Annotated in this window: 30 protein-coding genes and 1 tRNA gene; 14 read left to right on the top strand and 17 right to left on the bottom strand. The window is 64.2% G+C overall.

Going from position 1 to position 26,160, the window contains the following annotated elements; genetic code table 11:
- Positions 1–24: 24 nt before the first annotated feature.
- From WA070_RS18995 to WA070_RS18985, 3 genes are read left to right on the top strand one after another with little or no spacing between them, the layout of a single operon-like run.
- Positions 25–1,050 carry a hypothetical protein gene (locus tag WA070_RS18995; protein WP_422635454.1) on the top strand — a complete coding sequence of 342 codons (1,026 nt, stop codon included), beginning with the start codon at positions 25–27 and terminating at the stop codon, positions 1,048–1,050.
- 58 nt (positions 1,051–1,108) lie between these two features.
- Complete coding sequence (locus tag WA070_RS18990) at positions 1,109–2,023, top strand: sulfite exporter TauE/SafE family protein (RefSeq protein ID WP_422635453.1); 915 nt, start codon at positions 1,109–1,111, stop codon at positions 2,021–2,023.
- On the top strand, positions 2,020–2,781 hold the full coding sequence (locus WA070_RS18985) for a TIGR02186 family protein (RefSeq protein ID WP_422635452.1): 762 nt from the start codon (positions 2,020–2,022) through the stop codon (positions 2,779–2,781). Before WA070_RS18990 ends, WA070_RS18985 begins: the two co-directional genes overlap by 4 nt.
- Before the next feature lie 43 nt (positions 2,782–2,824).
- Here WA070_RS18985 and WA070_RS18980 read toward each other — a convergent pair whose 3' ends face one another.
- Positions 2,825–3,811 (bottom strand): threonine ammonia-lyase, encoded by a 987-nt coding sequence (locus WA070_RS18980; RefSeq protein ID WP_422635451.1) that lies wholly within the window; start codon positions 3,809–3,811, stop codon positions 2,825–2,827.
- A 97-nt stretch (positions 3,812–3,908) separates the two neighbouring features.
- Positions 3,909–3,984, bottom strand: a tRNA-Ala gene (locus WA070_RS18975).
- Positions 3,985–4,214: 230 nt separating this feature from the next.
- Here WA070_RS18975 and WA070_RS18970 point away from each other — a divergent pair.
- Complete coding sequence (locus WA070_RS18970) at positions 4,215–5,117, top strand: DUF2171 domain-containing protein (RefSeq protein ID WP_422635450.1); 903 nt, start codon at positions 4,215–4,217, stop codon at positions 5,115–5,117.
- Between the two features lie 54 nt (positions 5,118–5,171).
- Here the strand turns inward: WA070_RS18970 and queA are convergent, their stop codons facing one another.
- From queA to WA070_RS18945, 5 genes are all read right to left on the bottom strand, one after another.
- Positions 5,172–6,206: a tRNA preQ1(34) S-adenosylmethionine ribosyltransferase-isomerase QueA gene (gene queA / locus WA070_RS18965; RefSeq protein WP_422635449.1), complete on the bottom strand. Its 1,035-nt coding sequence runs from the start codon at positions 6,204–6,206 to the stop codon at positions 5,172–5,174.
- Between the two features lie 100 nt (positions 6,207–6,306).
- Positions 6,307–7,083, bottom strand: a complete 777-nt coding sequence (locus WA070_RS18960; protein ID WP_422635448.1) for a peptidylprolyl isomerase — start codon at positions 7,081–7,083, stop codon at positions 6,307–6,309.
- 95 nt (positions 7,084–7,178) lie between these two features.
- On the bottom strand, positions 7,179–7,691 hold the full coding sequence (gene coaD / locus WA070_RS18955; RefSeq protein ID WP_422635447.1) for a pantetheine-phosphate adenylyltransferase: 513 nt from the start codon (positions 7,689–7,691) through the stop codon (positions 7,179–7,181).
- A 3-nt stretch (positions 7,692–7,694) separates the two neighbouring features.
- On the bottom strand, positions 7,695–8,534 hold the full coding sequence (locus WA070_RS18950) for a polyprenyl synthetase family protein (protein WP_422635508.1): 840 nt from the start codon (positions 8,532–8,534) through the stop codon (positions 7,695–7,697).
- Positions 8,535–8,610: 76 nt separating this feature from the next.
- The gene (locus WA070_RS18945) at positions 8,611–8,871 is read right to left on the bottom strand and encodes an exodeoxyribonuclease VII small subunit (protein WP_422635446.1); all 261 of its coding nucleotides are present in this window, start codon (positions 8,869–8,871) and stop codon (positions 8,611–8,613) included.
- A gap of 193 nt (positions 8,872–9,064) precedes the next feature.
- Here WA070_RS18945 and WA070_RS18940 point away from each other — a divergent pair, with 193 nt between their 5' ends.
- The gene (locus WA070_RS18940) at positions 9,065–9,445 is read left to right on the top strand and encodes a hypothetical protein (RefSeq protein ID WP_422635445.1); all 381 of its coding nucleotides are present in this window, start codon (positions 9,065–9,067) and stop codon (positions 9,443–9,445) included.
- 103 nt (positions 9,446–9,548) lie between these two features.
- Here the strand turns inward: WA070_RS18940 and WA070_RS18935 are convergent, their stop codons facing one another.
- A complete protein-coding gene (locus WA070_RS18935; RefSeq protein ID WP_422635444.1) occupies positions 9,549–9,770 on the bottom strand; it encodes a hypothetical protein in 222 nt (73 codons plus the stop codon).
- Positions 9,771–9,942: 172 nt separating this feature from the next.
- On the opposite strand from WA070_RS18935, the gene purL reads away from it, so the two are divergent.
- Together purL and WA070_RS18925 are read left to right on the top strand one after the other, a co-directional pair.
- A complete protein-coding gene (gene purL / locus WA070_RS18930) occupies positions 9,943–12,120 on the top strand; it encodes a phosphoribosylformylglycinamidine synthase subunit PurL (RefSeq protein ID WP_422635443.1) in 2,178 nt (725 codons plus the stop codon).
- 148 nt (positions 12,121–12,268) lie between these two features.
- Positions 12,269–12,628 carry an endonuclease domain-containing protein gene (locus tag WA070_RS18925; RefSeq protein WP_422635442.1) on the top strand — a complete coding sequence of 120 codons (360 nt, stop codon included), beginning with the start codon at positions 12,269–12,271 and terminating at the stop codon, positions 12,626–12,628.
- Between the two features lie 161 nt (positions 12,629–12,789).
- On the opposite strand, the gene WA070_RS18920 is transcribed toward WA070_RS18925, so the two are convergent.
- Positions 12,790–13,557 (bottom strand): methyltransferase domain-containing protein, encoded by a 768-nt coding sequence (locus WA070_RS18920; RefSeq protein ID WP_422635441.1) that lies wholly within the window; start codon positions 13,555–13,557, stop codon positions 12,790–12,792.
- 97 nt (positions 13,558–13,654) lie between these two features.
- Here WA070_RS18920 and WA070_RS18915 point away from each other — a divergent pair, with 97 nt between their 5' ends.
- From WA070_RS18915 to bfr, 3 genes are all read left to right on the top strand, one after another.
- Positions 13,655–14,908 carry a DUF418 domain-containing protein gene (locus tag WA070_RS18915; RefSeq protein ID WP_422635440.1) on the top strand — a complete coding sequence of 418 codons (1,254 nt, stop codon included), beginning with the start codon at positions 13,655–13,657 and terminating at the stop codon, positions 14,906–14,908.
- Between the two features lie 59 nt (positions 14,909–14,967).
- Positions 14,968–15,138 carry a (2Fe-2S)-binding protein gene (locus tag WA070_RS18910; protein WP_422635507.1) on the top strand — a complete coding sequence of 57 codons (171 nt, stop codon included), beginning with the start codon at positions 14,968–14,970 and terminating at the stop codon, positions 15,136–15,138.
- Between the two features lie 147 nt (positions 15,139–15,285).
- Positions 15,286–15,765 carry a bacterioferritin gene (gene bfr / locus WA070_RS18905; protein ID WP_422635439.1) on the top strand — a complete coding sequence of 160 codons (480 nt, stop codon included), beginning with the start codon at positions 15,286–15,288 and terminating at the stop codon, positions 15,763–15,765.
- Between the two features lie 37 nt (positions 15,766–15,802).
- Here bfr and WA070_RS18900 read toward each other — a convergent pair whose 3' ends face one another.
- Positions 15,803–16,210, bottom strand: a complete 408-nt coding sequence (locus WA070_RS18900; RefSeq protein ID WP_422635438.1) for a (deoxy)nucleoside triphosphate pyrophosphohydrolase — start codon at positions 16,208–16,210, stop codon at positions 15,803–15,805.
- Positions 16,211–16,291: 81 nt separating this feature from the next.
- Between WA070_RS18900 and WA070_RS18895 the strand changes: the two genes are divergently transcribed.
- Positions 16,292–16,480: a Flp family type IVb pilin gene (locus WA070_RS18895; RefSeq protein WP_422635437.1), complete on the top strand. Its 189-nt coding sequence runs from the start codon at positions 16,292–16,294 to the stop codon at positions 16,478–16,480.
- A gap of 134 nt (positions 16,481–16,614) precedes the next feature.
- Entirely contained in the window at positions 16,615–16,773 is a 159-nt protein-coding gene (locus WA070_RS18890) for a Flp family type IVb pilin (RefSeq protein ID WP_422635436.1), read from the top strand.
- 430 nt (positions 16,774–17,203) lie between these two features.
- Here WA070_RS18890 and WA070_RS18885 read toward each other — a convergent pair whose 3' ends face one another.
- From WA070_RS18885 to WA070_RS18865, 5 genes are all read right to left on the bottom strand, one after another.
- Entirely contained in the window at positions 17,204–18,679 is a 1,476-nt protein-coding gene (locus WA070_RS18885; RefSeq protein WP_422635435.1) for a M48 family metalloprotease, read from the bottom strand.
- Positions 18,680–18,745: 66 nt separating this feature from the next.
- Positions 18,746–19,690 carry an acetyl-CoA carboxylase carboxyltransferase subunit alpha gene (locus WA070_RS18880; protein WP_422635434.1) on the bottom strand — a complete coding sequence of 315 codons (945 nt, stop codon included), beginning with the start codon at positions 19,688–19,690 and terminating at the stop codon, positions 18,746–18,748.
- 11 nt (positions 19,691–19,701) lie between these two features.
- Positions 19,702–20,631 carry a tyrosine recombinase gene (locus WA070_RS18875; protein ID WP_422635433.1) on the bottom strand — a complete coding sequence of 310 codons (930 nt, stop codon included), beginning with the start codon at positions 20,629–20,631 and terminating at the stop codon, positions 19,702–19,704.
- Between the two features lie 3 nt (positions 20,632–20,634).
- Complete coding sequence (locus WA070_RS18870) at positions 20,635–22,434, bottom strand: hypothetical protein (protein ID WP_422635432.1); 1,800 nt, start codon at positions 22,432–22,434, stop codon at positions 20,635–20,637.
- A gap of 36 nt (positions 22,435–22,470) precedes the next feature.
- The gene (locus WA070_RS18865; RefSeq protein ID WP_422635431.1) at positions 22,471–22,659 is read right to left on the bottom strand and encodes a hypothetical protein; all 189 of its coding nucleotides are present in this window, start codon (positions 22,657–22,659) and stop codon (positions 22,471–22,473) included.
- Positions 22,660–22,771: 112 nt separating this feature from the next.
- Here WA070_RS18865 and WA070_RS18860 point away from each other — a divergent pair, with 112 nt between their 5' ends.
- A complete protein-coding gene (locus WA070_RS18860; protein WP_422635506.1) occupies positions 22,772–23,320 on the top strand; it encodes a shikimate kinase in 549 nt (182 codons plus the stop codon).
- Positions 23,311–24,417 carry a 3-dehydroquinate synthase gene (aroB, locus tag WA070_RS18855; protein ID WP_422635430.1) on the top strand — a complete coding sequence of 369 codons (1,107 nt, stop codon included), beginning with the start codon at positions 23,311–23,313 and terminating at the stop codon, positions 24,415–24,417. Before WA070_RS18860 ends, aroB begins: the two co-directional genes overlap by 10 nt.
- A gap of 176 nt (positions 24,418–24,593) precedes the next feature.
- Here the strand turns inward: aroB and map are convergent, their stop codons facing one another.
- The gene (gene map, locus WA070_RS18850; protein WP_422635429.1) at positions 24,594–25,421 is read right to left on the bottom strand and encodes a type I methionyl aminopeptidase; all 828 of its coding nucleotides are present in this window, start codon (positions 25,419–25,421) and stop codon (positions 24,594–24,596) included.
- Positions 25,422–25,925: 504 nt separating this feature from the next.
- Positions 25,926–26,150, bottom strand: a complete 225-nt coding sequence (rpmE, locus tag WA070_RS18845) for a 50S ribosomal protein L31 (protein ID WP_422635428.1) — start codon at positions 26,148–26,150, stop codon at positions 25,926–25,928.
- Between the last annotated feature and the right edge of the window lie 10 nt (positions 26,151–26,160).

The following is a 26,160-nucleotide window of genomic DNA, read 5'->3' as shown; positions in this document are numbered from 1 at the left end:
GTCAACGGGAAACCATTGCGCTTCATGCTGTTGGTCATATCCGCATGGGTCGGCATTCGTCTGGTCAGCCAGCCCGGACCGCTGCCCCCGCCGGTCCAGCTTGTTACGTTCAGCCAGGCGAAGCCGATCGCTGCGACACTGCCTCAGCGCCCCGCAATAGCCAGCCCCGTCCAATCCACCGCGTCCCAGCCACAAATATTAGCAGCGCGACGCACCACCCGGCCTGGCCTGCGCGCCATTTACCCTTACCCAACCGCAAAAGCCCCGCGTGAAACCGCGCCTGTCGATCTGCTGGACTTTATCGACGCCTCCACCACCTTTGCCAAAGGGCACGACATGCAGGACGCGCCCATGGCCGGGCGCAGCGTCCTTGCCCAGCCGCCCCCGCTCTTACCTAAAGCAGGGCCACCCCCCAGCCGCTGGCACGGCAGCGCATGGATGCTCTGGCGCAGCGGCGGCTCCGCCACCGACATCGCCAGTGTCGGACGGCTGGGCGGATCGCAGGCCGGTCTGCGGATCGATCATGAACTCACCCTCGCCCCCTCCGTTCGCACCATCGCCTATGCCCGCGCCACCGTTGCGCTGCAAAGCCCCGCAGCGCCCGAGGCTGCGATCGGCGTCGCCGTTCAGCCCGTGCGCGCGGTGCCGGTGAACATAGCGTTCGAACGCCGCATCGCACTGGGGACAGATGCACGCGACGCCTTCGCGATCATGGCAGTCGGTGGCTTTGGCCCCACGCCTGTCGGACGCGGCCTTGTAACCGAAGCCTATGTTCAGACCGGCATGGTCGGCTTCAACCGGCGTGATGCTTTCATCGACGGCAAGGTTTCGCTCCTGTCCCCTATCGCCGGGTCTGCGATCAGGGTCGGCGCAGCGCTGTCGGGCGGCGCGCAACCGGGCGTAGAGCGGATCGACATCGGTCCCGAAGTGCAAATGCGCCTGCCCCTGCCGATGGCGCCCGCGCGGATTGGCCTTGAATGGCGCGAACGGATCGGCGGCCGCGCCGCCCCCACTTCGGGCCTCGCGCTCACGCTCGCGGCGGATTTTTAGCAGCCACGACAGTCCAAGCCTTTATATCGTCGCGCTTTGCCCCTACGCCTGCTCGACCATGAATCTCTATCTGCCCATCGCCAACCTGTCGGTGAACGCACTGGTCATCATTGGCCTGGGCGGACTTGTGGGCCTGTTGTCGGGTATGTTCGGCGTGGGCGGCGGTTTTCTCACGACGCCCCTGCTGATCTTTTACGGCATACCGCCAACCGTCGCCGCAGCCTCCGCCGCCAGCCAGGTAACTGGCGCCAGCGTATCGGGCGTCATCACTCACATGTCGCGCGGCACGGTCGATTTCCGCATGGGCGGCGTGCTGATCGCGGGCGGCGTCGTCGGCGCGGGCCTTGGCGTCCTCATCTTCCGTCTGCTGCAACATATCGGCCAGATCGATACCGTCATCGGCATCCTCTACGTCGTCATGCTGGGCGGCATTGGCGGCCTGATGGCGAAGGAATCGATCCAGTCGCTCGTTGCGCTGAAATCAGGCAAACGCGCACCCGCCCGCAAGCGTCGCCACCATCCGCTCGTCGCCGCGCTACCGATGCGCTGGCGCTTCTACCGATCGGGCCTCTATATTTCGCCGCTCGCCCCCCTGTTGCTGGGCATGGCGACCGGCATCCTGACGATGCTGCTGGGCGTGGGCGGCGGCTTCATCCTCGTCCCTGCCATGCTCTACCTGCTGGGCATGACCACTCAGTCGGTCGTCGGCACCTCGCTGTTCCAGATCCTGTTCGTCACCATGGCCAGCACCATGATGCACGCCATGACGACCAAGGCGGTCGATCTCGTGCTGGCCCTGCTCCTGCTGATCGGATCGGTCACGGGTGCGCAGGTCGGCACCCGCATTTCCATGTCGGTGCGACCCGAATATCTGCGCGTGCTGCTCGCCTTCATCGTGCTGCTGGTCGCCGCGCGCATGGCGCTGGGGCTGGCGTGGCGGCCCGATGAAATCTTTACGATCGAACTGCTGTGACACGCCGCGCTGCCCTCTGGCTGCTGGCAGCGCTGCCGCTGATCGGCGCAGCGGACGAACCGCAACTCGTGCCCGACGTGTCGCAGCGCGAAGTCGTGATCCAGTACAGCTTCACCGGCGCGGACCTGTTGCTGTTCGGCGCGATCGTCTATCCCGACGGACGCCGCCCCGAAAAGCCTGCCGACATCGTCGTGGTGCTCAAGGGGCCGGAACAGTCCATCACCATGCGCGAAAAGCAGAAGGTCGCCGGCATCTGGGTCAATGCCGACCGCGCCCGTTTCCGTTCAGCGCCCAGCTTCTACGCCATGGCCTCATCCCGCCCCATCGAACGCATCGTCGATCCGCGCACCGCCGCCATCTACGAACTGGGCGTGGATAAACTGCAACTCTCCCCCTCCTCCCTCAACGACAGCGCCGAACTGGATCGGTTTCAGGCGGGGCTGGTCGATCTGCGCCAGCGCAGCGGCCTGTTCGTGGAGCGTCCCGGCACGGTGGAGATCACCGACGGCGTCCTCTATCGCGCACGCCTGCCCTTGTCGGCGCGCGTCATCGTGGGCGACTATACCGCCGAAACCTTCCTGGTGCAGGATGGCCGCGTGGTCGCCGCAGCCGTGCGCGATATTTCCGTGCGCAAATCCGGCTTCGAACAGTTCATGGCCAGCGCCGCGCAAAACTGGTCCTTCCTCTACGGCCTGGTCGCTATCGCCATGGCGGTGGGCATGGGCTGGGCAGCGGGCGCGATCGCCCGCCGCATGTGATCCCTGACGCCGTCCGTTTGCTTCGAGCGAAGTCGAAAAGCCATCACCCCTGAATGATCTGCGCATAGAGCGCCGGATCGACATTCCCGCCCGACAGCACTACCACGCTCGCCCCCTCGCACGCCGGGGCCAGCCCGCTCAGCATCGCCGCCAGCGCCACCGCCCCGCCCGGTTCCACCACCAGCTTCAGCGCGGAAAAGGCGAACGACATCGCGTCGCGCACCTGATCGTCGCTGACCACCAATCCGCCCGTCAGCAGCGCCTGATTGATCGGAAAGGTCATCGACCCCGGACTTGGCGCCATCAACGCGTCGCAGATCGATCGTGCATCCGGCGCGACCTGTTCACGCACCCCGCTCGCCAGCGACCGCGCCGTATCGTCGAACGCCTCCGGCTCCACGCTATAGAGTGCGACGTCCGGCGCACGCGCCTTCACTACCGTGGCGATCCCAGCCGTCAGCCCCCCGCCCCCGCAACATACCAGTATCTGCCCGACCGGCGCGCCGATCACTTCGGCCTGCTCCATGATCTCCAGCCCCACGGTCCCCTGCCCCGCGATGATGAACGGATCGTCGAACGAAGGCACCAGCGTCGCCCCGCGTGCCTGCGCCAGCGTAGTCGCTATCTCTTCCCGGCTCTCGCTATGCCGGTCATAGGTCACGACCTCCGCTCCCAAAGCGCGCGTATTGGCCAGCTTGATCGCTGGCGCATCGGCGGGCATCACGATCGTGGCAGGCATGGCCAGCAGCGAAGCAGCAGCCGCCACCCCCTGCGCATGATTGCCCGATGACCAGGCCACGACACCCGCCACCCGCTCCGCCGCATTCAGCCGCGCCAGCCGATTATATGCCCCGCGAAACTTGAATGATCCGGTATGCTGCGCACCTTCGAACTTCAGCAGAACCCGCCGCCCGCACAGCGCGTTGAGCGCCGCATTTTCCAGCAGCGGCGTGCGCACGGCGGCATTGCGGATGACGCGCGCCGCATCGATCACGTCGCTGGCGTCAATGACAAAAGATGGTCTGGACATTCGGCAACTCCCTGTAACTGCCTATGCTAGGCAGATGACCGCACGGACGCAAAAAACCCGGACCTCGCGCCTTGCGAAATCCGGGTTTCCGTAATCTTGGTGGAGCCTAGCGGGATCGAACCGCTGACCTCGTCATTGCGAACGACGCGCTCTCCCAGCTGAGCTAAGGCCCCAAGGTGGCAAGCGTATAATCGAGCCATATCGGCAATGCAACGGCCATTTCCGCAAATCGCGCGCATCTAATCTGATCTCGATCAACCTCTGGGACTTCAATGTCGGCAGAGCGACGGATAGGCGGGATATTACCCTCCCGTAACGCCCGGAACGAAGGCTTTGCCCGCTCATTTCCTATCCATCGACGTCATGATGACGTCGCCTGACGACGGTAAGAAGGAGACGGACCATGGGTTACCAGGACGGACGCCGCTACGGTGAGGATCGATATTATAGCGACCGGGATCGCGGCGGCAGCCGCTACGGCGCAAACCGCGACCGCTACGGGTCGGACGAACGCAGCTATCGTTATGGCACGCGCGGCCAGTTCGGCAGCGGCGGCGATTATGGCCGTGGTCGCGACGACCGCTACGATCCCGACGATCGCGGCTTCTTCGATCGCGCGAGCGACGAAGTGCGTAGCTGGTTCGGTGATGAAGAAGCCGAGCGCCGTCGCGAATATGACGAACGCTATGACCGTGAGCATGACGACAGCTACGGTCGGGGTCGTTATGAAACCACGGGCGATCGAGGCCGCTACGCGCAAAATCGCAGCTATGGCAGCGACTATGGCAACCGTTCGCGTCCTTATGGACCGCAGGAGGGCCGTGGCGCGCATCATGATCACAATTACCACAGCTGGCGCCAGCAGCGCATCGAAGAACTCGATCGCGATTATGCCGAATATCAGAACGAACATCGCGATCGGTTCAACACCGAATTTGGCAGTTGGCGCACGCGTCGCGGCGAACAGCGTCAGGCGGTCCAGCAGGTACGCGAACATATGGAAGTTGTCGGCAGCGATGGCGAACATGTCGGCACCGTAGATAAGCTGCGCGGCGACCGCATCATCCTGACCAAGACGGACACGGATGCTGGCGGAATGCATCATTCGGTGCCGTCGAGCTGGATCAAGTCGGTCGATGCAACGCGCGTCACGCTTGAAAAAACCGCCGATCAGGCACAGACCGCATGGCGGACCGAGCGCGAACAAAATGCCATGTTCGGCGACCGCGACCAACAGAGCAGCAGCCAAGGCTATGGCGCCGCCAGCGCATCGACCACGTCCTACCAGACGAACCGCGATCGCTGATCCTGCCATGACGCATTAATGAAGGACCGGCCACGCAGGCCGGTCCTTTTCCTATCAGGCGCCCGGCAGCAACAGGCTCGAATCCCCATAGGAATAAAAGCGATAGCCCGTCGCAATCGCCTGCGCATAGGCCGCCCGCATACGCTCCCGCCCCATCAACGCCGACACCAGCATGAACAAAGTCGATTTGGGCAAATGGAAATTGGTCATCAACCCATCGACTGCCTGAAACTGATAGCCCGGCGTGATAAAGATGCGCGTCTCATCGGCGAAGGGCCGGATGATGCCATCCTCGCCCGCCGCACTTTCCAGCAGGCGCAGGCTGGTCGTACCCACCCCAATCAGGCGACCACCCGCCGCCCGTGCGGCGTTCAGCCGATCAGCGGTGGCGGCGTCGATCCGCCCCCATTCCGCATGCATCCTGTGGTCGTCCGTATCGTCCGCCTTCACTGGCAGGAACGTCCCCGCCCCGACATGCAGCGTCAGCGTTTCCGTCAACACCCCCGCCTGCGCCAGCCCCGCCATCAGTTCCGGCGTGAAGTGCAGCGCCGCCGTGGGTGCGGCGACCGCGCCATCCTCCCGCGCGAACATCGTCTGGTAATCGCTGCGGTCCTGCTCGTCGGTGGGACGTTTGCTGGCGATATAGGGTGGCAAAGGCATCCGCCCCGCCCGCTCCAGCAAGACCTCGACCGGCTCGTCCCCCTCGAACGTCAGCGTCACGCCGCCATCGTCGTCTCGCGCGCCGGCAATCGCAGCTACGCCTGCGCCGAAATCGATCCGGTCGCCTTCCCGCACACGCTTGGCGTTGCGCAAGAACGCCTGCCACTGACGCAATCCCTGACGTTTGTGCAGCGTCGCGCCGATCCGCGCCTCGCCCCGCATGCCTTCCAACTGGGCGGGGATCACCCGCGTATCGTTGAATACCAGCACATCGCCAGCCCGCAGCAGCGAAGGCAGGTCGCGCACGACCCGATCCTCCATCGCGCCATCCGCAGGCACCAGCAACATCCGCGCCGAATCTCGCGGCGAGGCAGGACGCAGCGCAATATTCTCCGCCGGCAAATCGAAATCGAACAAATCTACGCGCATGCAAAAGGCTCTATTCAACAAGCAGCCGTATTTCCCGCGCAGGCGGGAACCCAGTTCAGACGCCGGGACTGGGTTCCCGCCTGCGCGGGAACAGGCCAACTTACTTCTTGGCGGGCGCAGCCTTCTTCACCGCAGGCCTGGCGGCCACTGGCTTGTCCACGATCGACGGCGCAGGCGCGGCCATGGGCGGCGCGACGACCGGTGGCTTGCCGTCGCTATCCATTGATGCCTGCAGGATCACGGTCGGGTTGGCTGGCGGCTCACCCTGCGCGATCGCATCGACATATTGGATGCCGTCGATCACCCGGCCAAACACCGTATATTTCTTGTCCAGTTGCATCCGGGGCAGCAGCACGATGAAGAACTGGCTGTTCGCGCTGTCCTCGCCCTGCGCACGCGCCATCGACACGGTGCCGCGCAGATGCGGCATCGGATTGAACTCGGCCTTCAGGTCCGGCATCGTCGAACCGCCGGTGCCATCACCCTTGGGGTCGCCGCCCTGCGCCATGAAGCCGGGGATGACGCGATGGAATTTCAGGCCGTTGTAAAATCCCTGCCGCGTCAATTCCTTGATCCGCTCGACATGCGCAGGCGCGATATCGGGGCGCAGCTGGATGCGCACGCGCCCGCCGCTCGACAGGTCCAGATCCCAGATATTCTGCGGATCGGCGGGCACCGTCGCGGGGGGCAGCTTGGGCGTCAGGTCACTGTTCAGCGACTTGGCGTTCTGTTCTGCACGCGCAGCCGCTTCCGCCTTCTTGGCGTCCACGCCACCGCCACCGCCGCCTGGAGCACCGCCACCCTGAGCAAGCGCCAGCCCCGACGCGGTGAGGGCAAAGCTGATCGCCACGGTCTTGAGCGCGGAACTGAAACGCATGGGATTGGTCTTTCCTTGATCTCTGGGGCCGAAGGGCCGAGCCGTCCTGATAGCGCGCTGATCGCGATTGGCAACTGAACGCAGGCTGAGCGGACTTAAACCCCGCCCTTGCGCCCAACCTGCTTGACCCGCGCGACAACGTCCTTGCACACGGCCGGGCTGACGAATTTGTGGATCGGCCCGCCATAGAGCGCGATTTCCTTGACCAGCCGCGACGCAATGGGCTGCAACCCCACGTCCGCCATCAGGAATACGGTCTCGACCCGCGCGTTGATCTGCTGGTTCATGCCCGCCATCTGATATTCATATTCAAAGTCCGCCACCGCGCGCAGCCCGCGCACGATGACGCTGGCCCCCTGCGATTCGGCAAAGTCCATCAGCAGCGAATTGAAGCCGATAACGACGATGTCGGCGTCGATGTCCGCACATTCGCGGCGCACCATGTCCAACCGTTCCTCGTCGCTGAACATGGGCGACTTGGCGATATTGGTGGTCACGCCGATCACCAGCTTGTCGACCAGCTTCGCGCCGCGCCGGATGATATCCATATGCCCCAGCGTGACGGGGTCGAAAGTGCCAGGATAAACGCCGATCCGCTGCTTGGCCATGGTTTAGCGATCCCTTTCCACGATATAGTCCGCAATCGCGCGCAGCAGGTCGGCCTCCGCGCCATAGCTGCGCAGATGCGCCTTGGCCTGAGCGACCAGCATATGCGCCTGTTCCCGCGCCCGCTCCACGCCCAGCAACGACACGAACGTCTCCTTGCCCGCCGCCGCATCCTTGCCCAGCGCCTTGCCAGCCAGATCCGCGTCGCCCTCGACATCCAGCAGATCGTCGGCAATCTGGAACGCCAGCCCGATGTCGCGGGCATAACCGTGCAGCCCGGTACGCCCCTCGACCGGCACGCGCGCCATGATCGCGGCAGCCTCCACGCAAAAGCCGATCAGCGCCCCGGTCTTGAGATTTTGCAACCGCGTCACGGTGGCAAGGTCAAACCGGGCATTCTCCGCCGCCAGGTCCATCATCTGCCCGCCCGCCATGCCCGCCGGGCCGCTCGACGCCGCCAGCGCCCGCACCAGTTCGATCCGCACGAACGGATCGGCATGCGTATCGGCATCGCTCAATATCTCGAACGCCAGATCGTGCAGGCAATCGCCCGCCAATATCGCCGTTGCCTCGTCGAACGCCTTGTGGACCGTTGGCTTGCCCCGGCGCAGATCGTCATCGTCCATCGCGGGCAGATCGTCATGCACCAGCGAATAGACATGGATGCACTCGACCGCCAAACCCACGCGCAGCGCCGATTCCCGCCCGATGTGGAACAGGTCGCACGTCGCCTGCACCAACAATGGCCGCAATCTTTTGCCACCGCCGATCGCGGCATGGCGCATCGCTTCGTACAATCGCGCGCGCGCATCGTCCGGCACGGCCAGCAGCCGGTCGAACGCCATATCGACATCCTCCGCCAGCGCGGCAGAGCGGCTCTTGAGCAACTGGCTTGCCTCGTCCCCCCGCGTCACGTCAGGGTCAGTCCGCACCAAAGGGCTGCGTACCTGTGACCGCGCCATTGGCGTCCACCGTCAACTTCGCAATCCGCGCCTCAGCCGCCGCCAGCCGTTCGGCACAGCGTTTGCGCAATTCCTCGCCCTGCGCATAGAGCGAGATGGACTCGTCCAGCGGCACGTCTCCGCTCTCCAGGCGACGCACGATCGTTTCGAGTGCGCGCAGCGCATCCTCGAACGAAAGCGCTGCGGGGTCGGTGGACGGGGTGCTGCTATCCATGGCCATCCGCCTGCATTGACCGCCGCCGCCCGCCCGGTCAAGCCCCGGAGTCGCGCCACGGACCTACGCTTCACCGCGTCGGCGAAGGCGCACGGACCCTTCCGCACCCGACCGGACGCCCCGCATCTGCGCCTTATGGCGGAAACGCGGCAGTTTAGCGTTGACGGCTCATGTTGCACATGCACATAAAAGGATCGCTATGAAATCTTATATCCCCCTTTTCGCCGTTGCCGCCGTTGCCCTTCTTTCGGCCTGCAACAAAAATGATGAACCCGAAGTCGTGGGCGGCCCTGCCGATCCCATGGCGGCGGAACTCGCCAACGCCGCGCCAGTCGAACTGCCGCCATCGGTCAAGTCCAACAAACAATATCGCTGCAAGGACAACAGCCTCTTGTTCGTCGACTTTATGAGCGACGACAAGACCGCCCTGCTGCGCACCGAAAAGGGCGGCACCGCCACCTCGCTCAAGGCTGCCGAAGCCGGCCAGCCCTTCACGGCCGAAGGTTATGAGGTCAAGGGTTCGGGCGACGCGGTGACCATCACCGTCCCCGGCAAAAGCGCGCAGGCCTGCCACATCTGATCCAACCCCCGAATTTTCGCCTCCACACAGGCCGGATCGCTTAAACGGTCCGGCCTTTTTCTTGCGCCTCTATCCTTCTCCCGCAGGCATGCGCCCTACCCGCTCAAGCGAACGCCACCGCGCCCCCATGCACCACAGCGCCAGCGCGCGAAATCATATGCCTGTGCCAGAACAGCGAAACCTGCCTGTCCCGCACGCAGATTTGCCGCCGCGCTGCCATTATCGCCAGCATTCGGTCGAGATCATCGTCCCCGATGTCACCCAGCGCCGATAACGGCACCGGCCCCGATCCCAGCCGCTGTAGAATGTAATATTCCAGGGTCATGGAGGGGCATAATGCTGCATCGCAAACTATGTTCAACCTGCTCTTGCCGTTAACCTCGTTTTTTACGACAGGCTCCCTTCGCTCCCCAATTCCGCGACGAACACCCCTCTTTCCGCTCCCCCCGCCACAGCCACCATTGCGCGCCCGCCGCGCGCTCGCTAAAGGCGCGGGCATGTCCAGCGCACCCACCCAGATCACCCCGGAAATCGTTGCCGAACACGGCCTTTCCCCGGAAGAGTATGACCGCGTTCTAAACGCCATCGGGCGCGAACCCAACCTCACGGAACTGGGCATATTTTCGGTGATGTGGTCGGAACATTGCAGCTATAAAAGCTCCAAGATCCACCTGATGAAGCTGCCGACCACCGGCCCGCAGGTCATTTGCGGCCCCGGCGAAAATGCGGGTGTCGTGGATATCGGCGATGGTCAGGCCGCGATCTTCAAGATGGAAAGCCACAACCACCCCAGCTATATCGAACCCTATCAGGGCGCAGCGACGGGCGTGGGCGGCATCCTGCGCGACGTGTTCACCATGGGCGCACGCCCGATCGCCAACATGAACGCGCTGCGCTTCGGGCGACCGGACCATCCGAAGATGAAGCATCTCATCAGCGGCGTCGTGCGCGGCATCGGCGGCTATGGCAATTGCGTGGGCGTGCCCACCGTGGGCGGCGAGGTTAATTTCCACCCCGCCTATGACGGCAATATCCTGGTCAACGCGATGACCGTGGGCGTAGCCGACACCGACAAGATTTTCTACAGCGCTGCGTCCGGCATCGGCAACGCCATCGTCTATGTCGGGTCAAAGACCGGCCGCGACGGCATCCATGGCGCGACCATGGCCAGCGCGGATTTCGGCGACGACGCCGACGCCAAGCGCCCGACCGTGCAGGTCGGCGACCCCTTTACCGAAAAGCTGCTGATCGAGGCGTGCCTGGAACTCATGGCGTCCGACGCGATCGTCGCCATTCAGGATATGGGCGCGGCGGGCCTCACCTCCTCCAGCGTCGAAATGGCGTCGAAGGGCGGCGTCGGCCTCCTCCTCAACATGGACGCCGTGCCACAGCGCGAAACCGGCATGACCGCCTATGAAATGATGCTCTCCGAATCGCAGGAGCGCATGTTGATGGTGCTCAAGCCCGGCCGCGAAGAATTTGCGCAGGCCATTTTCCACAAATGGGAACTCGACTTTGCCATCATCGGCCAAGTCACCGACACGGGCCGCATGGTCCTCGTCCACCACGGCGAAACCGTGTGCGACATTCCCCTCGCTCCGCTGGCCGACGACGCCCCGCTCTATGATCGCCCGTCGATGCCCAAGGCCGACTATAAGGTCTGGTCGAACGTTCAGCCCTTGGGCGACGTGCCAGAATCCACCGATATCGGCGCGGACCTCATCACCCTGATGGGCAGTCCCGACATCGCCAGCCGTCGCTGGATCTGGGAACAATATGACCATATGGTCGGGGCCGACACGGTCCAGCGCCCCGGTGGCGACGCCGCCGTCGTGCGCGTCCACGGATCGAACAAGGGCATCGCGATCAGCACCGATTGCACGCCCCGCTATTGCTATGCCGACCCCTATGAAGGCGGCAAGCAGGCGATCGCCGAATGCTATCGCAACCTCTCCGCCGTCGGTGCGACGCCGCTGGCCGTGACCAACTGCCTCAACTTCGCCAACCCCCAGCGCCCCGAAATCATGGCGCAACTCACCGGCTGTCTCGACGGCATGGGCGACGCCTGCCGCGCGCTCGACTTCCCGATCGTGTCGGGCAACGTCTCGCTCTATAATGAAAGCAAGGCGACCGGCGGCGGCAGCGCCATCCTCCCCACCCCCGCGATTGGCGGCATCGGCCTGCTGGCGGATGTGGACGTGATGGCGACGGTCGCGTTTAAGAATGAAGGCGACGCCATCTGGCTGATCGGCGGCGAAGGTACGCATCTGGGCCAGTCCATCTGGCTGCGTGAAATCACCGGCCGTGAAGCGGGCGAAGCGCCCACGGTCGATCTGGGCGCCGAACGCACCAATGCGGAAACCGTCCGCGCACTTGTCGCCGCCGGCACGGTCAACGCCGTGCATGATATCTCGGACGGCGGCCTGATCGTGACGATCACGGAAATGGCGCTGGCTGGCAAGATCGGCGCAACGATCGACGCGCCCCTGACCACCACCACCGCCTTCGGCGAGGATCAGGCCCGCTACGTCGTCACCACGCCGGGCGATATCACGATCCCCAACGCAACCCGCATCGGCACCACCGGCGGCACCAGCGTCGCAGGCGTATCGCTAGACACCCTGCGCACCGCCCATGAAGGCTTCTTCCCCAAGCTGATGAACAGCGAAATTTGAGGACAGGGGTGGGAACCGGCCCCTCCGTCTGGCCTGCGGCCAGCCACCTCCCCATGCCTGCGGCACAGGGAGGAACTTGCCTTTCTTCGATCCTCCCTGTCGCGCAGCGATGGGGAGGTGGCAGCCTGAAAGGCTGACGGAGGGGCAAATGGCACGCGCAACGACCCCACGCACCGTCACCAACGCCCGCACCCTCCGCCAGAACCTCTCCCTCCCCGAAGCCCTGCTATGGCGCCTGCTCAAAGGCCAGCCACAAGCCATCAAATTCCGCCGCCAGCACCCGATCGGCCCCTACATCCTCGACTTTTACGCACCCGCCCAAAAACTCGCGATCGAGATCGACGGCGCTGCGCACGACATGGGCGACCGTCCCAACCGCGATGCGACGCGCGACGCCTGGCTGCGCGAACAAGGCTTCGAAGTCCTCCGCATCCCGGCCAGCGACATCCTGAAAGACCCTACGCAAGTAGCCGAGGCGATCCTCGCATACGTTAGCGCACGCAAATAGCCCCTCCGTCAACGCTCCGCGCTGTTGAACGGAGTCACGTGCCTCCGTTCAACTCCCCATCGCTTACGCGACAGGGAGGATTTTAGCGTCGTGTGAGATCCTCCCTGTCGCGCAGCGATGGGGAGGTGGCTCGCCGCAGGCGAGACGGAGGGGCCAAGACCTCACGCCCCCCGCGTCACCCTTCCAAACAGCACCTGATACCCATCCACCCCGCCGTCCGCCTCGAACGCCGCCATCACCCGCCGCAAATCCCCCGGCCGCAATGGCGCACGCCCCTCATCCGCCACTACCGCGCCAATCCCTCGCAAATGCGCAATCAGCCCCCGCGCGTCGCGACACTCGATCGGATAATCCTCGTCAAACCCAAACCCATCCCCGACCCCTGCCAGCATCGCGCGCAGCGCCTCCAGCGTCGGATAATCCGGCACTCCGCACGCCACCCCGCACACGGCGTGGGCCGCACGCCACCGCGCGAAGCTGCCCTGCCCCATGGTGGAAAAGATCAAGCTCCCCCCCGGCCGCAGCAACCCGGCCAGCCGCGCCACAGCCCCCGCCAGATCATCAAACCACTGGAACGCCAGACTGGACAGGATCAGGTCGAACCACGGCCCGTCGAACGAGGGCGCTTCTCCATCCATCTCTAAAAAGGTCGCCGCAACCAGCCCCCGCGATGCCGCAACGTCCAGCATCCCCGGCGACAAATCCGTCACCACCAGTTCCACGCCGGGCCAGCGCGCCTGTATGTCCCGCGTCAACAATCCGGTGCCGCACCCGATCTCCAGGATGCGCGCCACGCCATCGGGCCGCTGCCGTTGCGCCAGATCCGCGACCAGCGCGGCCGCCTGTCGCTGCGGCCCGGCATGATCGTCATAATATGCCGCCGCCGCGCCGAATGCGTCGCTTATCCGTTGCTTGCGAGGGCGGTTCATCGTTAAGCGCATGGCAGAGCCCCGGCCCCATGACCAGTCCCCATGGCCAGCCCCTTCCCCGGCCTTTCCCGGCCGCAGACCCGGAACCTTTGCTGCCATGACCGCCCCTATGTCCGCCTCCGCCCGCATCCCCGCCATCGATGTGCTGCGTGGCTGCGCGGTCATGGGCATACTCTGGATGAACATCACCGCCTTCGCCCTGCCCCAGCCCGCCTATTTCGATCCGGCTGCATCGGGTCACACGGGCGTCGCCGATATCGCCTTCTGGTGCGTCAGCCTGGCTTTGGTCGATGGCAAGATGCGCGCGCTGTTTGCCATGCTGTTCGGCGCGTCGATGCTGCTGCTCATCGACCGGGAGGAAATGGCGGGCCGCGACGGAACACGCACGCACCTGATCCGCGTCGGCTGGCTCTTCGTCATTGGCCTTGCCCATTATCTGCTGCTCTGGTGGGGCGACATATTGATGGTCTATGCCATCGTTGGCGTCGCCGCTTTGTCCTTCGTGCGCCGCCCACCCATGGCGCTGGTCAAGACCGCCTTCTTCTTCTTCCTCCTGCATTTCCTGCTGGTCGCCGGCTTCATGGCCAGCATCTACGCCTGGCACCACAGCGCAGCCGCCCCTGACGCCAGCGCCGCGACGCGCGAGAGCTATGCCGCCTTCATCGCCTCCCTCACCGATCCGACCAGCCCCGCCATCCTCACCGAAATCGCCACCTATCGCAGCGGCTTTGCCACCATTTTCCTGCATAAGATCGGCCATTTCCCCGGCGAATGGTTCTGGGGCTTCCTGTTTACGGGTCTCGATACGCTCGGCTTCATGCTGCTGGGCATGGCAATGCTCAAAGGTGGCTTCCTCACCGGCCGCTGGAGCGCCGATCAATATTGGCGCACCGCCCGCCATTGTTTCCTGATCGGCCTGCTGCCGATGGCCGCGCTGGCGACCTGGGTCATCGCCAGCGGCTTCGACGCGCTTCCCGCTTATGGCACGGCGCTCGCGTGGTCCTTCCCCTTCCGCATCCCGCTCGCCGTCGGCTGGGCCTCCCTGATCCTCTGGCTGCTCACCCGTCATCGCGATCACCCCATGGTCCCGCGCATCGCCGCAGCCGGTCGACTCGCGCTCAGCAATTATCTCGCGACCAGCCTTGTCATGACCGCCCTCTTCGACGGCTGGGGTCTGGGCCTGTTCGGCCATGTCCGCCCTGCGCTGCTGCCACTGTTCATCCTGCCCGGCTGGGCCGCGATGCTGTTCTGGTCGCTCCCCTGGTCCCGCCGATTCGCGCTCGGCCCCGCCGAATGGCTCTGGCGCAGCCTGTGCAACGGCCGACCGCAAAAGATTCGCAAGAGCAGTTGATTACTATTGCGACCTATTATCACCTGCGCTATCTCTCCCTGTGTCAGGAGAGTGCTTCGATGGTCGTGTGTATCTGCAATGCCATTCGTGAAAAGGACTTGAAGGAAGCCGTGCGCGATGGCGCCGACACGCCATGCAGCGCCTATGCGCGTTTTGGCCGTCGCCCCAAATGTGGCCAGTGCGTTCCCTTCGCCCGCACCATCATCGCTGCGGAACGCGCCTCCATTTGATGGCATTGCGAGTCAGCCGCACGAATTAAGCGCGAACTTGAATCAATAGCGCTCAGTAAAACGGCGGTTTCCCAAGGGTTTTCAGCTTAACAGCCTCTTGCGAAACGTCTATAGCCCGGCCATTCACCAACAGCCGGAGCATAAGCCATGAAGGGCGACCTCAAGGTCATCGAATATCTGAACGAGGTGCTCAAAAATGAGCTGACCGCGATCAATCAATATTTCCTGCACTATCGCATGCTGAACCATTGGGGCATCGAAAAGCTCGCCAAGTTCGAATATGCCGAATCGATCGATGAGATGAAGCATGCCGACAAGGTGGCGGAACGCATCCTCTTCCTCGACGGCCTGCCCAATTTCCAGCTTCTGGGCCGCCTGAAAATCGGCGAGACGGTGGAGGAAATCCTCAAGTCCGACCTCGAACTCGAATATGAAGCGCTGCCCGTCCTGCGCGACGCGATCGCCTATTGCGAATCGATCCGCGACTTCGTTTCGCGTGACCTGTTCCAATATATCCTCGAAAGCGAGGAAGAGCATGTCGATACGCTGGAAACCCAGTTCGAAATGATCGAACGCATGGGCATCCAGAACTACGTCCAGCTTCAGAGCAAGGCCAAGGAAGACTGATCGTCGTTCGGGGCGTCGATCCGATCGATGCCCCGCCTTACAACAACGCTTCCAATATCCCGATCATCGGCAGGTCCGCCGGCGGCATTTCCAGCCCATACATCTGCGTCGGCCGCACCCATTGCAGCGCGGTCGCATGCCGCGCTTCCGGCATCCCCTGCCATTTACGACATACATATAGCAGCAGCAGCAAATGCCGCTGGCCCAACGCTTCGCTGGCGAACGTCGCGGGCGCCAGGCAGCTTGCGTGGGTTTCGATACCCAGTTCTTCCTCCAGTTCGCGGATCAGGGCGGCTTCGGGCGTCTCCCCCGGCTCCACCTTTCCCCCCGGAAATTCCCACAATCCGGCCATCGCTTTCCCCGGCGGGCGCTGTTGCAACAACACGCGCCCGTCCGCGTCGATCAGGGCGGCGGCAACGACGAGCAGGGGAGAAATATGCGGCATATCGGTCCAACTGGAGGGCTTTCTTAACCGTCCCTCTTTTACATGCCTGTCGAGGACTGTCTGTAGCCAACTGGGGACTCTATGCGCGCCATCATCGACATTATCGCTCGCAAAGGGCTTATCCGGTGCGAACGCGGCGCGACAGCGATCGAATATGGCCTCATCATCGCCATGGTCGTGCTGGCCATCATGGTGGCGCTTTCCAACATCGCTACCAAGACGACAGGCATGTGGAACAACGTGGCGGTAAAAGTACTAACGGCGCAGTAACCATCATAATTTGACAGTTGCCTATCGCGTTAAGACATTTTCAACCGCCATCCTCTAATTCAATCCTCGCTGACCACAGATATTCTAGCGGGGCGGCCGGGTAGTTAAACGTCATCAAGTCAAGGAGACACAACATGCAGTTCATCCGTAAGATGCTGAAGAACGAAAAGGGCGCGACCGCCATCGAATACGGTCTGATCGCTGCTCTGATCGCCGTCGCTGCTATCGGCGCGATGTCCAGCCTGGGCGGCAAGCTCGGCAACACCTTCAACAATGTTTCGACAAAGCTGTAATAAGCCCGACGTATTGTTGAAATAAAGGGGCGGCGAACCACGGTTCGCCGCCCCTTTTCGTGTGCGTGTGGTTGAGGTTCGGACCAGATTAAGCCGCCTCAATAATTGGGGCGAAACACCTCCCATACCTGCGTCATACTGAACGCATTTAGCTGCGCTGGCCTCCGGCTCAGCATCCATCGCGCCCCACAAGCATCCGCCCGTGACGAGAAATCGGCCCTGAACCAAGTTCAGGATGACGTATCAGGAGAACAAGGTTCCATACCCGACAGTCTCAATTGACGAGGTGAGCAGCGAAGTATCTCGCTACGCCACCGCACCACCCACCCAGTTCACTTCGAGCTTGCCGAGAAGCCGGTAGCATCAGGCCCGCATTTCGCGACAGGCTCGAAACGAACGAAACTCAGGTGCAAATCCCATGCACCAAACCCTAAACGATAATCTTCACCTTCTGCCCCGGCGGCAACCTGGCATCCGCGCGCAACGCATTGATCGTCAAAAACCGCTCCAGCTGCAAATCGCCATATGCCATACGCTTGGCCAGCGACTGCACCGTATCCCCGGCCTTGACCGTCACCACATCGACCCGGCGTGGCTTGATCGCCGCCGCATCCTGCGCGGTCAAACGCTGCATCGACTGGACCATCGACGTAAATGGCCCCACCCCCTGCCCCGCAGCCGTCAGGATCAGGAAATGATAGGCTTTCCCACCACCAAAATCATAGGCGAACACCGTCGCATCCATCTGCCCGGACTGGCTGCTGGCCCGCACCGTCCGCCATGCCGCAGGCAGGCCGTTGATCGTCGTGCGACTGACTTCGCCGGGCGGCACCGACCCGTTCGCCCCGCCCAGCTTGCCCAGCACGGCATCGATATAGCCAGCCAGATCGCCTTTATAGGCGGCCGCGCTAAACTGCGCCTGCCCGCCCGAACCGGTAATCGACACGGCATCGGCGCCATTTTCCATGCCGAACCCGGTCGGCGCAGAAAAGGTCAGGCGCAAATCGGGATGCCGAAAGCGCCGACCGTCGATCATCCCCTGCCTGGGATCATCGCCGTAGAGCACACCATCCACCGCCGCCAGAAAAGCGTCGCGATTACGCACCGTGCTGGTCGATCCACTACCAGACGCCCCCTTGGCCGCGCGGCTGACACGCGACGCCGGATCGGGATGGGTGCTGGCCCATTCGGGCATCGACCGCGCGCTGCCCGCCGCCTGCGCATCCAGATTGCTTTGCGCGGCCAGCGACGCCAGCATGTCCGACAGCGCGCGCGGATCATAGCCCCCCGACGCCAGATAACGGATGCCCAGATCGTCCGCTTCATATTCCTGGGTCCGCGAAAATTTCAGCGTCAGCAACTGGCTGCCCGACCCGATGCCTTTCTGCACCAGCCCCGCCAGCCCCGAATCGCCCAGCAATGCGCCGCTCAATACCTGCAACAAAGCCCCGCCTATCGCGTTGCGCTGCGCCGCCTGTTGCCGTCGCTGACCATGGCGCGCGGCGACATGGCCGACCTCATGCCCCAACACACCCGCCAGTTCAGCCTCGTCATTCATCAACGCCATCAACTGGCGCGTGACATAGATATAGCCGCCCGGAATCGCGAAGGCATTGTTCACCGGACTGTTCAGCAGCGTGACGGTAAAATCGCCCTGCGCATTGGACAGGCCAGATTGTACGGCGATGCGTCGCCCTACACCCTCGACATAGCGCGCCTGCGGCCCGGCATAGGCGCCGCCAAATTCCTTGACCAGTTCGGGATGCTGCTTCGCGCCGGTCGTCTTGTCCTGCGCGCTGATCGACGACACGGTGCGAATGGCGCGCTGCTGGCCGATCACGGCTGGCGCGGCCAGCGCCACGACCAAAGCCACGCCGCCACAGGCGATCGAAAATATCCGCTTCATGATCTTCCCCTCAATCTCCGCAACCGTAACGATGCAGGACGGGGAGGCGTTCCAAAATCTAGCCGATCACGCGCCGATGGCCAGAAACTTGTCCGCCCGGTCGACCCGCAACGCATCGGCATCCATGCCGTCCAGCGCATCCAGTTCCGCCGCAATTCCCGCGCCCAGATTGGCGATCGCCTCGACAGGATCGCGATGCGCGCCACCCACCGGCTCGGCCACGATCCGATCGATCACGCCAAGCGCCTTCAAATGCTGCGCCGTCACCTGCATCGCCGTGGCGGCATCGCTCGCCTTGTCGGCGGTCCGCCACAAAATCGACGCGCAGCCTTCGGGTGAAATCACCGAATAGACCGCATGTTCGAACATCAACACGCGATTCGCCGCCGCCAGCGCGATCGCGCCGCCCGATCCGCCTTCGCCTACCACTGCCGCCACCATCGGCACGCCCAGCGCCAGGCACGCCTCGGTCGACCGGGCGATCGCCTCGGCCTGACCGCGCTCTTCCGCCTGCACGCCCGGAAACGCGCCCGACGTATCGACCAGCGTCACGACCGGCAGGCCGAAGCGGTCGGCCAGTTCCATCAGACGGATCGCCTTGCGATAGCCTTCGGGCTTGGCCATGCCGAAATTGTGCCGCACCCGACTGGCGGTATCGTCGCCCTTTTCATGGCCGATCACCATGACGCGCCGCTCGTTCAGCGTCGCAAAGCCGCCGATGATCGCCTGATCGTCGCCAAAGGCCCGGTCGCCCGCCAGCGGCATGAAATTGTCGAACAGCCCGGCGACATAATCCTTGAAATGCGGCCGCTCCGGGTGACGCGCGACCTGCGTCTTCTGCCACGGCGTCAGCTTGCCATAGGTGTCGGTCAGCAGCTTGCGCGCGCGGCCTTCCAGCGTCGCGATTTCGCCGTCGATATTGATGTCGCCCACACTCGCAGTGGCGCGCAGTTCGACGATGCGCGCTTCCAGTTCCGCGACCGGCTTTTCGAATTCCAGAAAACTTACCATGGGCGAAGGCGTTAAGGGGATGGCGGCGGCTCGTCAACGCGGGGATGCGCGATCTTGGGTGTCATCGTCGCCAATGGGTGACGGCTGTTGACCAGTTCGACCAGACGGCGGCTGTCGACATGGGTATAGATTTGCGTCGTGCCGATATCCGCATGGCCCAGCATCGACTGCAACGCCCGCAAATCCGCCCCGCCCTCCAGCAAATGCGTGGCGAAGGCGTGGCGCAGCACATGGGGGCTGACTCGTTCGGGCGCGATCCCCGCCGCGCCCGCCAGATCCTTGACCATCTGATACAGCCGGATGCGGCTCAAATGACTTTTGCCCGAAGGAAACAGCCACGCGCTATCGCCCGGCACATGCGCCAGCCATGCCGAGACGGCGGCCCGCGCGCGATCGGAAATCGGCACCAGCCGGTCCCGGTCGCCTTTCCCCTTGATAATCAGGAAAGGCCGGTCCGCCGCCAACGCCCGGCGCGGCAGGGACACCAGTTCGGTCGCCCGCAACCCCGATCCGTAGAGCAGCTCGATCAACGCCGACAACCGCAAGTCCAGCCGCGCAGGATGCGCCACGTCCAGCCGCCCGGCGATCAGCGCAAACAGCGAATCGACCTCCGCCGTGGATAATATCTTGGGCAAAGGTCGCTGCGTCACCGGGCGTGGCAGCGCCGCCGACGGATTGTCCGCCCGCAGCCCTTCCTCCTCCAGAAACGCATAAAAAGCCCGGCACGCCGACGCCTTGCGCGCCACCGAAGACGCCGCCAGCCTAGCCCAGGCTCCCGCCAGCGCGCCCAGCCCTTCCCGACTGGCGCCCGCCAATCCGCCAACAATCTCGCCCGCGCCCAGCAGGTCCGCGCGATAGGCCAGCAGCGTATTGCGCGAAGCCCCCCGCTCCGCCGCCATCATCTCCAGAAAGCGGTCGATCAGGGCGGCGTCCTCGCTCACCGATCAGGTCCGGCTGATCGCCTCCGCCGCGATCATGCGCGCTTCGGGGTCCAGCCCCACGCGATGCAACGCAGCGACGACATGATAGAGGTGCGCGGCCGGAAAGCTGGCCCAGTCACTGCCCTGCATCCCCACCGCCGCCAGCAGCGCGACGCTGCCCTTCTCGCCCCGCTGCGCCGCCGCATCGATCGCGCGCGCCCAGCGGCTGTTGGCGGCCAGCACCACGCCATTCTCCTGCGCCAGCGTCGCCACCTCGCCGCCCGGCAGACGCGACAGCCCCGCCAGCGCCGCGATCAGCATCCGCCCGCGCGCGTCACCCGCTTCGGTGATGAAGGCGGAAATCCGGCTGTTATCGATGTCCACCACCGGGCTTGGCGCGCCCACGGCCAGCAAGCCCCAGAACTGGCTCGCCCCATCGCCATCCATCTGCCCCAGTGCCCGTGCCCAGCGCGCCGCATTGCGATCATATCCAGCGCTCAGCATCGCCGCGACCAGATTGGCCGCCGCCCGCGCATCCGCCTGCGCGACTGGCAAAGCCGCCGCCGCCCGTGCCGTCGCGATCAGGCCGACATAATCGGGCCTGGCCTTGTCCTTCCACAGCGTCTGCATCGCATCCAGCCGCGCACCCACCGTCGCACCGCTGCTCGCATTGCGCAGCGCATCGATTCGGTCGGCCAACGCATCGGGCGCATCGCCGTCGCTGTTCATCTGCCCGTAAAAACCCACCAGCGCCGCGCTGGAAAACACGCCCAGCCGCGCCGCGATCTCGACACCGGGCTGCCGCCGCACTGCACTCAGCGCAGGCGCCCGCGCTTCCCAAGCCCGCACATGCGGCCCCACCGTGCCATACAGCGCCGATGGTATCTCGACATTCAGCGCCGTCGCCAGACCGAAGCGCCACGCCGTCAGCCGATCGACGCCATCCCAGTCGATCTTCACCGACCGCCGCGCATTGAAACCCGTGCCGACCACCTTTTCGGCCAGCCGATAATCCACGCCCCGCACCACGCCGCGCCGCTGCGCCTGATTGAGCGCCCCGCTGGACGACCCCTGATCGCCCGACAGCGCCGGACAGATCGCCCGCGTCATGTCCCAGCCCGGCTCCTTGCTGAACCGCAGCGCCCCGTCAGACAGCGGGCACAGCCCCGCCGGGTCCGCCGTCGCCAGATAGGTCTGCATCGCAATGGCATAGAGGCGCGGGGAGTAACGATCCGCGTCCACGCTCTGCACCATCAACCGCGCGCTATCCGCCTCGCCCATGCGCAGCAGCAGCCAGGCGCGCTCCGCCGCCCAGTCCGCGCCGTCAATGTCGCGCGGCGTATCGAGCGCCGACAGCAACGTCCGCCGCAACAGGATCGATGCCCATCGCGACACGATCGGCGCATGCGTCTCCCGCATCAGCGCCGCCAGATACTTCCCCGACTGCGCGCCAAAGGCGTCCGGCTCCATCCCCCGCGTCTGCGGCGTCAGCGGCCCGATCCGGTCGAGCGACCGCCGCGCCGTTTCCGGCAGGTCATATTTCGCCTTCTGCGCCGCCAGTTCCTCCGGCGTCAGTTCTTCTTCCGCCGCCACCGCATTGTCGATCGGCTGGATCAGCGACAAGTCGGGCGGCGTGGCAGGATTAAGCGCAGGCGCGGCGCTTGGCGCTGACGGCGTACCGGGCGCGACCGGACGCGCAGGCTGCGGCGCGGGCGCTTCGGGTGCATCGCCGAAACCGGGCGGCAACAGCGATTCGGGCGACTGCTGCGCCACCACCGGCAGAGCCAGCGCGAGCGCAAAGCTGCCCAACGCCACCCGGCTCATCCTGCTGGATGCCTGCCCCCGCCACGCCATGACCGCTTATTTCCCCAGCTGTTCTGCGGGGATTATCTTTTCGACGGGTTGCTGCGGCTGTTCCCCGCCGCGCGACCACAGAAAGACGAGCAGCAACACGACCAACACCACCAGAGCGATCGGAATGATAGGCAGGTTTGTACCACGGCGGCGCGAGCTGCCCTCGAAACTGCTGCTGTTGCGATTATTCTTCATGAAACCTTCTGCGGCGCTGGCCGAGCGAAATGGGGCTGATCGGAACGGGACCGATCGAACAGGAAAGATGCGATTTGCCTCTCTGGCGGCTGGTTGTATAGCCCCGGTCGCCATGCAGCGAAACAGCAAATTCCTTGGAGACACCCCCACACGCGGCCCGATCGTCCTGATCGGCATGATGGGCGTGGGCAAATCGACCGTGGGACGGCGGCTCGCGGCGCGCCTTGGCCTCACATTCGTGGACGCGGACGAGGAAATCGAAAAAGCCGCCGGCATGACCGTGGCCGAAATCTTCGCCCGCTATGGCGAAGCGCATTTTCGCGACGGCGAACGGCGCGTCATCGCCCGGCTGATGGATGGCGCGGCCAAGGTGATCGCGACCGGTGGCGGCGCGTTCATGCAGGACGACACCCGCGCCCTCATCCTCGCCCAATCGACCGCCATCTGGCTGGACGCAGACATCGCCGTGCTGGTCGATCGCGTGTCCCGCCGCGAAAGCCGCCCCCTGCTCAAGGATCGCGATCCCCGCGAAGTGCTCACGCAACTGGCGGCCATCCGCAATCCCGTTTACGCCCTCGCTCCCATTCATGTGAAAAGCATCGCCGCGCCGCATGAAGTGACGGTGGACAGCATCATGGAGAAATTGACCGCATGGCCATAGTCCGCGTCGCGCTGGATGCGCGCAGTTACGACATCATCATCGAACAGGGCGCACTCGACCGCGCTGGCGACCTCCTTGCCCCCTATGCGCGCAAAGGACGGCTTGTCGTCGTCACCGACGCCCATGTCGCCGCCGCCCAACTGTCCCGGCTGGACGCTGCCCTGCGCGCCGCCGACATCGCGCTGGAACCCATCATCCTGCCACCGGGCGAACAGACCAAAAGCTGGCGGCACCTCGAACAGTTGATGGACGCCCTGCTCGCGCTGGAGATTGAGCGCGGCGATCATATCGTTGCGCTGGGCGGTGGCGTCATCGGCGATCTGGTCGGTTTTGCCGCCTCCATCCTCAAACGCGGCTGCCACTTCATTCAGGTGCCGACCACCCTGCTGGCACAGGTCGATTCGTCGGTCGGCGGCAAGACGGCGATCAACACTCGCGCGGGCAAGAATCTGGTCGGCAGCTTCTATCAGCCCGCCCTCGTCCTCATCGACCCCTCGACCCTCGACACCCTACCCCCGCGCGAAACCCGCGCTGGCTATGCCGAAGTCGTCAAATATGGCCTGATCGACGACCCCGCCTTCTTCACATGGTGCGAGGACAACGCCGCCGCCCTGCTGGCTGGCGATCCGCAAGCCCGCACCACCGCCATCGAACGCAGCGTCCGGGCCAAGGCAACCATCGTCGCCGATGACGAGCGCGAAACGACGGGCCGCCGCGCGCTTCTCAACCTCGGCCACACCTTCGGCCACGCGCTCGAAGCCGACACCGGCTTTTGCGACACCCTGCTCCATGGCGAAGGCGTCGCAGCGGGCATGGCGCTCGCCTTCCGCTACTCCGCGCATCTGGGCCTCTGCCCGCAAGCCGACGCCGACCGAGTCACCGCCCACCTGCGCGCCACCGGCCTCCCCCACGACCTCACCACTGCCCACGTCACCGCCGACGGCGCAGCCCTTGTGGGCCACATGCTCCACGACAAGAAAATGGCAGCAGGCACCCTCCCCTTCCTGCTGGCACGCGGCATAGGCCAGACCTTCCTGTCGAAGGACGTAGCGCTGGACGATGTGGCGGCGTTTCTGGACCGCGACCGGGCGGCCTGATCCACAGACCCAGCCCGTTCGACAATTCACCCTCTCCGGCACCTAATGACTTTACCTTGATCCGTTCGCTTCGAGCGAAGTCGAGAAGCCAATAATGCCGCGCTTGGTCGTTTCGGCACGGGCCAGTCCAGAGCGTCCATAACAGGCCGCCGAAAGACTAGAAACGCCCACCCCCCTCAATAAGGCGGCCGGTCCAACCCCTTGGGACTGCGCGTAAACACCTCCGCCGGTCCCGCTTCGGTAATACCGATCGAATGTTCGAACTGCGCCGACAAGGTGCGATCCCGCGTCACCGCCGTCCACTCGTCGTCCAATATCTTGACGCCCGGCTTGCCGATATTGATCATCGGCTCGATCGTGAAGATCATGCCGGGGCGCAATTCCGGCCCGGTCCCGGCCCGTCCATAATGATACACGTCCGGCTCGTCATGATAGACCAGTCCCACGCCATGCCCCACGAAATCGCGCACCACGCCATAACGATGTTTTTCCGCATGGCGCTGGATCGCATGGCCGATGTCGCCCAGCCGATTGCCCGCCACTGCCTGCTCGATGCCCAGAACCATGCATTCATAGGTCACATCGACCAGCCGTTTCGCCTTCAACGGCACGTCCCCGACCAGGAACATGCGGCTTGTGTCGCCATGCCACCCGACCTCCACCGCCGTCAGGTCGATGTTCAATATGTCGCCTTCCGCCAGTATCTTCGCGCCGGGGATGCCATGGCACACCACATGATTGACCGAAATGCAGGTCGCATGGGCATAGCCCTTGTATCCGATATTGATCGGGATCGCCCCCGCCGCGACGATCGCATCGCGCACGAAATCATCCAGCGCCCCGGTGCTGACCCCCGGCACCACCATTGGCACCAGCGCATCCAGCGTCTCCGCCGCGATCCGCCCGGCGCGCCGCATCCCCTCGAACCCCTCCGCGCCATAAATTTTGATGGCGTTGGTCCGGGTGCGAGGCGTAGCCGCGGTTACATCGATATAGGCTGTCATCCCCGTCCGATAGAATGTTCGCCCCACCTTTTCCAGCGTGATGGTTAGAACAGCAGTCCGTCATCACACACCACAGACCCAAACCATAATAACCATGCCCCGGCGTCGGCGGGATTCCAGTCCCGCCCGTTGCCCTGGCAGCAAGGCTATCGCATGAGGAACCACTCCTCCCAGCTGTCACCCTGAACCAAGTTCACAGTGACGAACAAAGGAGAAAGCATGTCACATGCTCTTATCCAGCCCTCAGCCCCAACACCGCAAACCATCGTCGCGACAACACGCAGCTGATGCCCCCCACCTCCGTTCGCTTCGAGCGAAGTCGAGAAGCAGACAGCGCTATGCCCGCGTTTCTCGACTTTGCTTGAACCGAACGGATCGCCCCAAAGCCCCCGCTCCAACTCCACCACAAAACAAAAAGGGCGCCCCACAGGGACGCCCTCTTCATTCCAGTCCGGCAAACATTCCCCGCACGGCCAACAGCCACACAGGAAACAGGCCGACCGATTATTTCTTCAGCGTCAGGCCGCCGAAACGCTTGTTGAAGCGCGCCACCTGGCCGCCCTGATCCAGCTGACGCTGGCCGCCGATCCATGCCGGATGCGACTTGGGGTCGATGTCCAGCGCCATCGTGTCGCCTTCCTTGCCCCAGGTGGAGCGGGTCTGGAAAACGGTGCCGTCGGTCATCTGCACATTGATCATGTGGTAGGCGGGGTGCGTATCGGGCTTCATGGCTATGCTC

This window comes from Sphingobium sp., assembly GCF_049304695.1.
Lineage (GTDB): Bacteria > Pseudomonadota > Alphaproteobacteria > Sphingomonadales > Sphingomonadaceae > Sphingobium.
This window is presented reverse-complemented; position numbering and strand designations above follow the sequence as displayed.

Coding starts and splice junctions, on each gene's coding strand:
- WA070_RS18900 (WP_422635438.1), bottom strand. CDS start 16,210: ATGCCGCATATTTCTCCCCTGCTCGTCGTTGCCGCCGCCCTGATCGAC.
- WA070_RS18995 (WP_422635454.1), top strand. CDS start 25: ATGCTGTTGGTCATATCCGCATGGGTCGGCATTCGTCTGGTCAGCCAG.
- WA070_RS18860 (WP_422635506.1), top strand. CDS start 22,772: ATGCAGCGAAACAGCAAATTCCTTGGAGACACCCCCACACGCGGCCCG.
- aroB (WP_422635430.1), top strand. CDS start 23,311: ATGGCCATAGTCCGCGTCGCGCTGGATGCGCGCAGTTACGACATCATC.
- WA070_RS18915 (WP_422635440.1), top strand. CDS start 13,655: ATGACCGCCCCTATGTCCGCCTCCGCCCGCATCCCCGCCATCGATGTG.
- WA070_RS18920 (WP_422635441.1), bottom strand. CDS start 13,557: ATGAACCGCCCTCGCAAGCAACGGATAAGCGACGCATTCGGCGCGGCG.
- WA070_RS18990 (WP_422635453.1), top strand. CDS start 1,109: ATGAATCTCTATCTGCCCATCGCCAACCTGTCGGTGAACGCACTGGTC.
- WA070_RS18940 (WP_422635445.1), top strand. CDS start 9,065: ATGAAATCTTATATCCCCCTTTTCGCCGTTGCCGCCGTTGCCCTTCTT.
- map (WP_422635429.1), bottom strand. CDS start 25,421: ATGACAGCCTATATCGATGTAACCGCGGCTACGCCTCGCACCCGGACC.
- WA070_RS18935 (WP_422635444.1), bottom strand. CDS start 9,770: ATGACCCTGGAATATTACATTCTACAGCGGCTGGGATCGGGGCCGGTG.
- WA070_RS18925 (WP_422635442.1), top strand. CDS start 12,269: ATGGCACGCGCAACGACCCCACGCACCGTCACCAACGCCCGCACCCTC.
- WA070_RS18885 (WP_422635435.1), bottom strand. CDS start 18,679: ATGAAGCGGATATTTTCGATCGCCTGTGGCGGCGTGGCTTTGGTCGTG.
- WA070_RS18870 (WP_422635432.1), bottom strand. CDS start 22,434: ATGAGCCGGGTGGCGTTGGGCAGCTTTGCGCTCGCGCTGGCTCTGCCG.
- WA070_RS18895 (WP_422635437.1), top strand. CDS start 16,292: ATGCGCGCCATCATCGACATTATCGCTCGCAAAGGGCTTATCCGGTGC.
- purL (WP_422635443.1), top strand. CDS start 9,943: ATGTCCAGCGCACCCACCCAGATCACCCCGGAAATCGTTGCCGAACAC.
- WA070_RS18880 (WP_422635434.1), bottom strand. CDS start 19,690: ATGGTAAGTTTTCTGGAATTCGAAAAGCCGGTCGCGGAACTGGAAGCG.
- WA070_RS18960 (WP_422635448.1), bottom strand. CDS start 7,083: ATGCGTTTCAGTTCCGCGCTCAAGACCGTGGCGATCAGCTTTGCCCTC.
- WA070_RS18890 (WP_422635436.1), top strand. CDS start 16,615: ATGCAGTTCATCCGTAAGATGCTGAAGAACGAAAAGGGCGCGACCGCC.
- rpmE (WP_422635428.1), bottom strand. CDS start 26,150: ATGAAGCCCGATACGCACCCCGCCTACCACATGATCAATGTGCAGATG.
- WA070_RS18945 (WP_422635446.1), bottom strand. CDS start 8,871: ATGGCCATGGATAGCAGCACCCCGTCCACCGACCCCGCAGCGCTTTCG.
- WA070_RS18910 (WP_422635507.1), top strand. CDS start 14,968: ATGGTCGTGTGTATCTGCAATGCCATTCGTGAAAAGGACTTGAAGGAA.
- coaD (WP_422635447.1), bottom strand. CDS start 7,691: ATGGCCAAGCAGCGGATCGGCGTTTATCCTGGCACTTTCGACCCCGTC.
- WA070_RS18970 (WP_422635450.1), top strand. CDS start 4,215: ATGGGTTACCAGGACGGACGCCGCTACGGTGAGGATCGATATTATAGC.
- bfr (WP_422635439.1), top strand. CDS start 15,286: ATGAAGGGCGACCTCAAGGTCATCGAATATCTGAACGAGGTGCTCAAA.
- WA070_RS18950 (WP_422635508.1), bottom strand. CDS start 8,534: ATGGCGTTCGACCGGCTGCTGGCCGTGCCGGACGATGCGCGCGCGCGA.
- WA070_RS18865 (WP_422635431.1), bottom strand. CDS start 22,659: ATGAAGAATAATCGCAACAGCAGCAGTTTCGAGGGCAGCTCGCGCCGC.
- queA (WP_422635449.1), bottom strand. CDS start 6,206: ATGCGCGTAGATTTGTTCGATTTCGATTTGCCGGCGGAGAATATTGCG.
- WA070_RS18980 (WP_422635451.1), bottom strand. CDS start 3,811: ATGTCCAGACCATCTTTTGTCATTGACGCCAGCGACGTGATCGATGCG.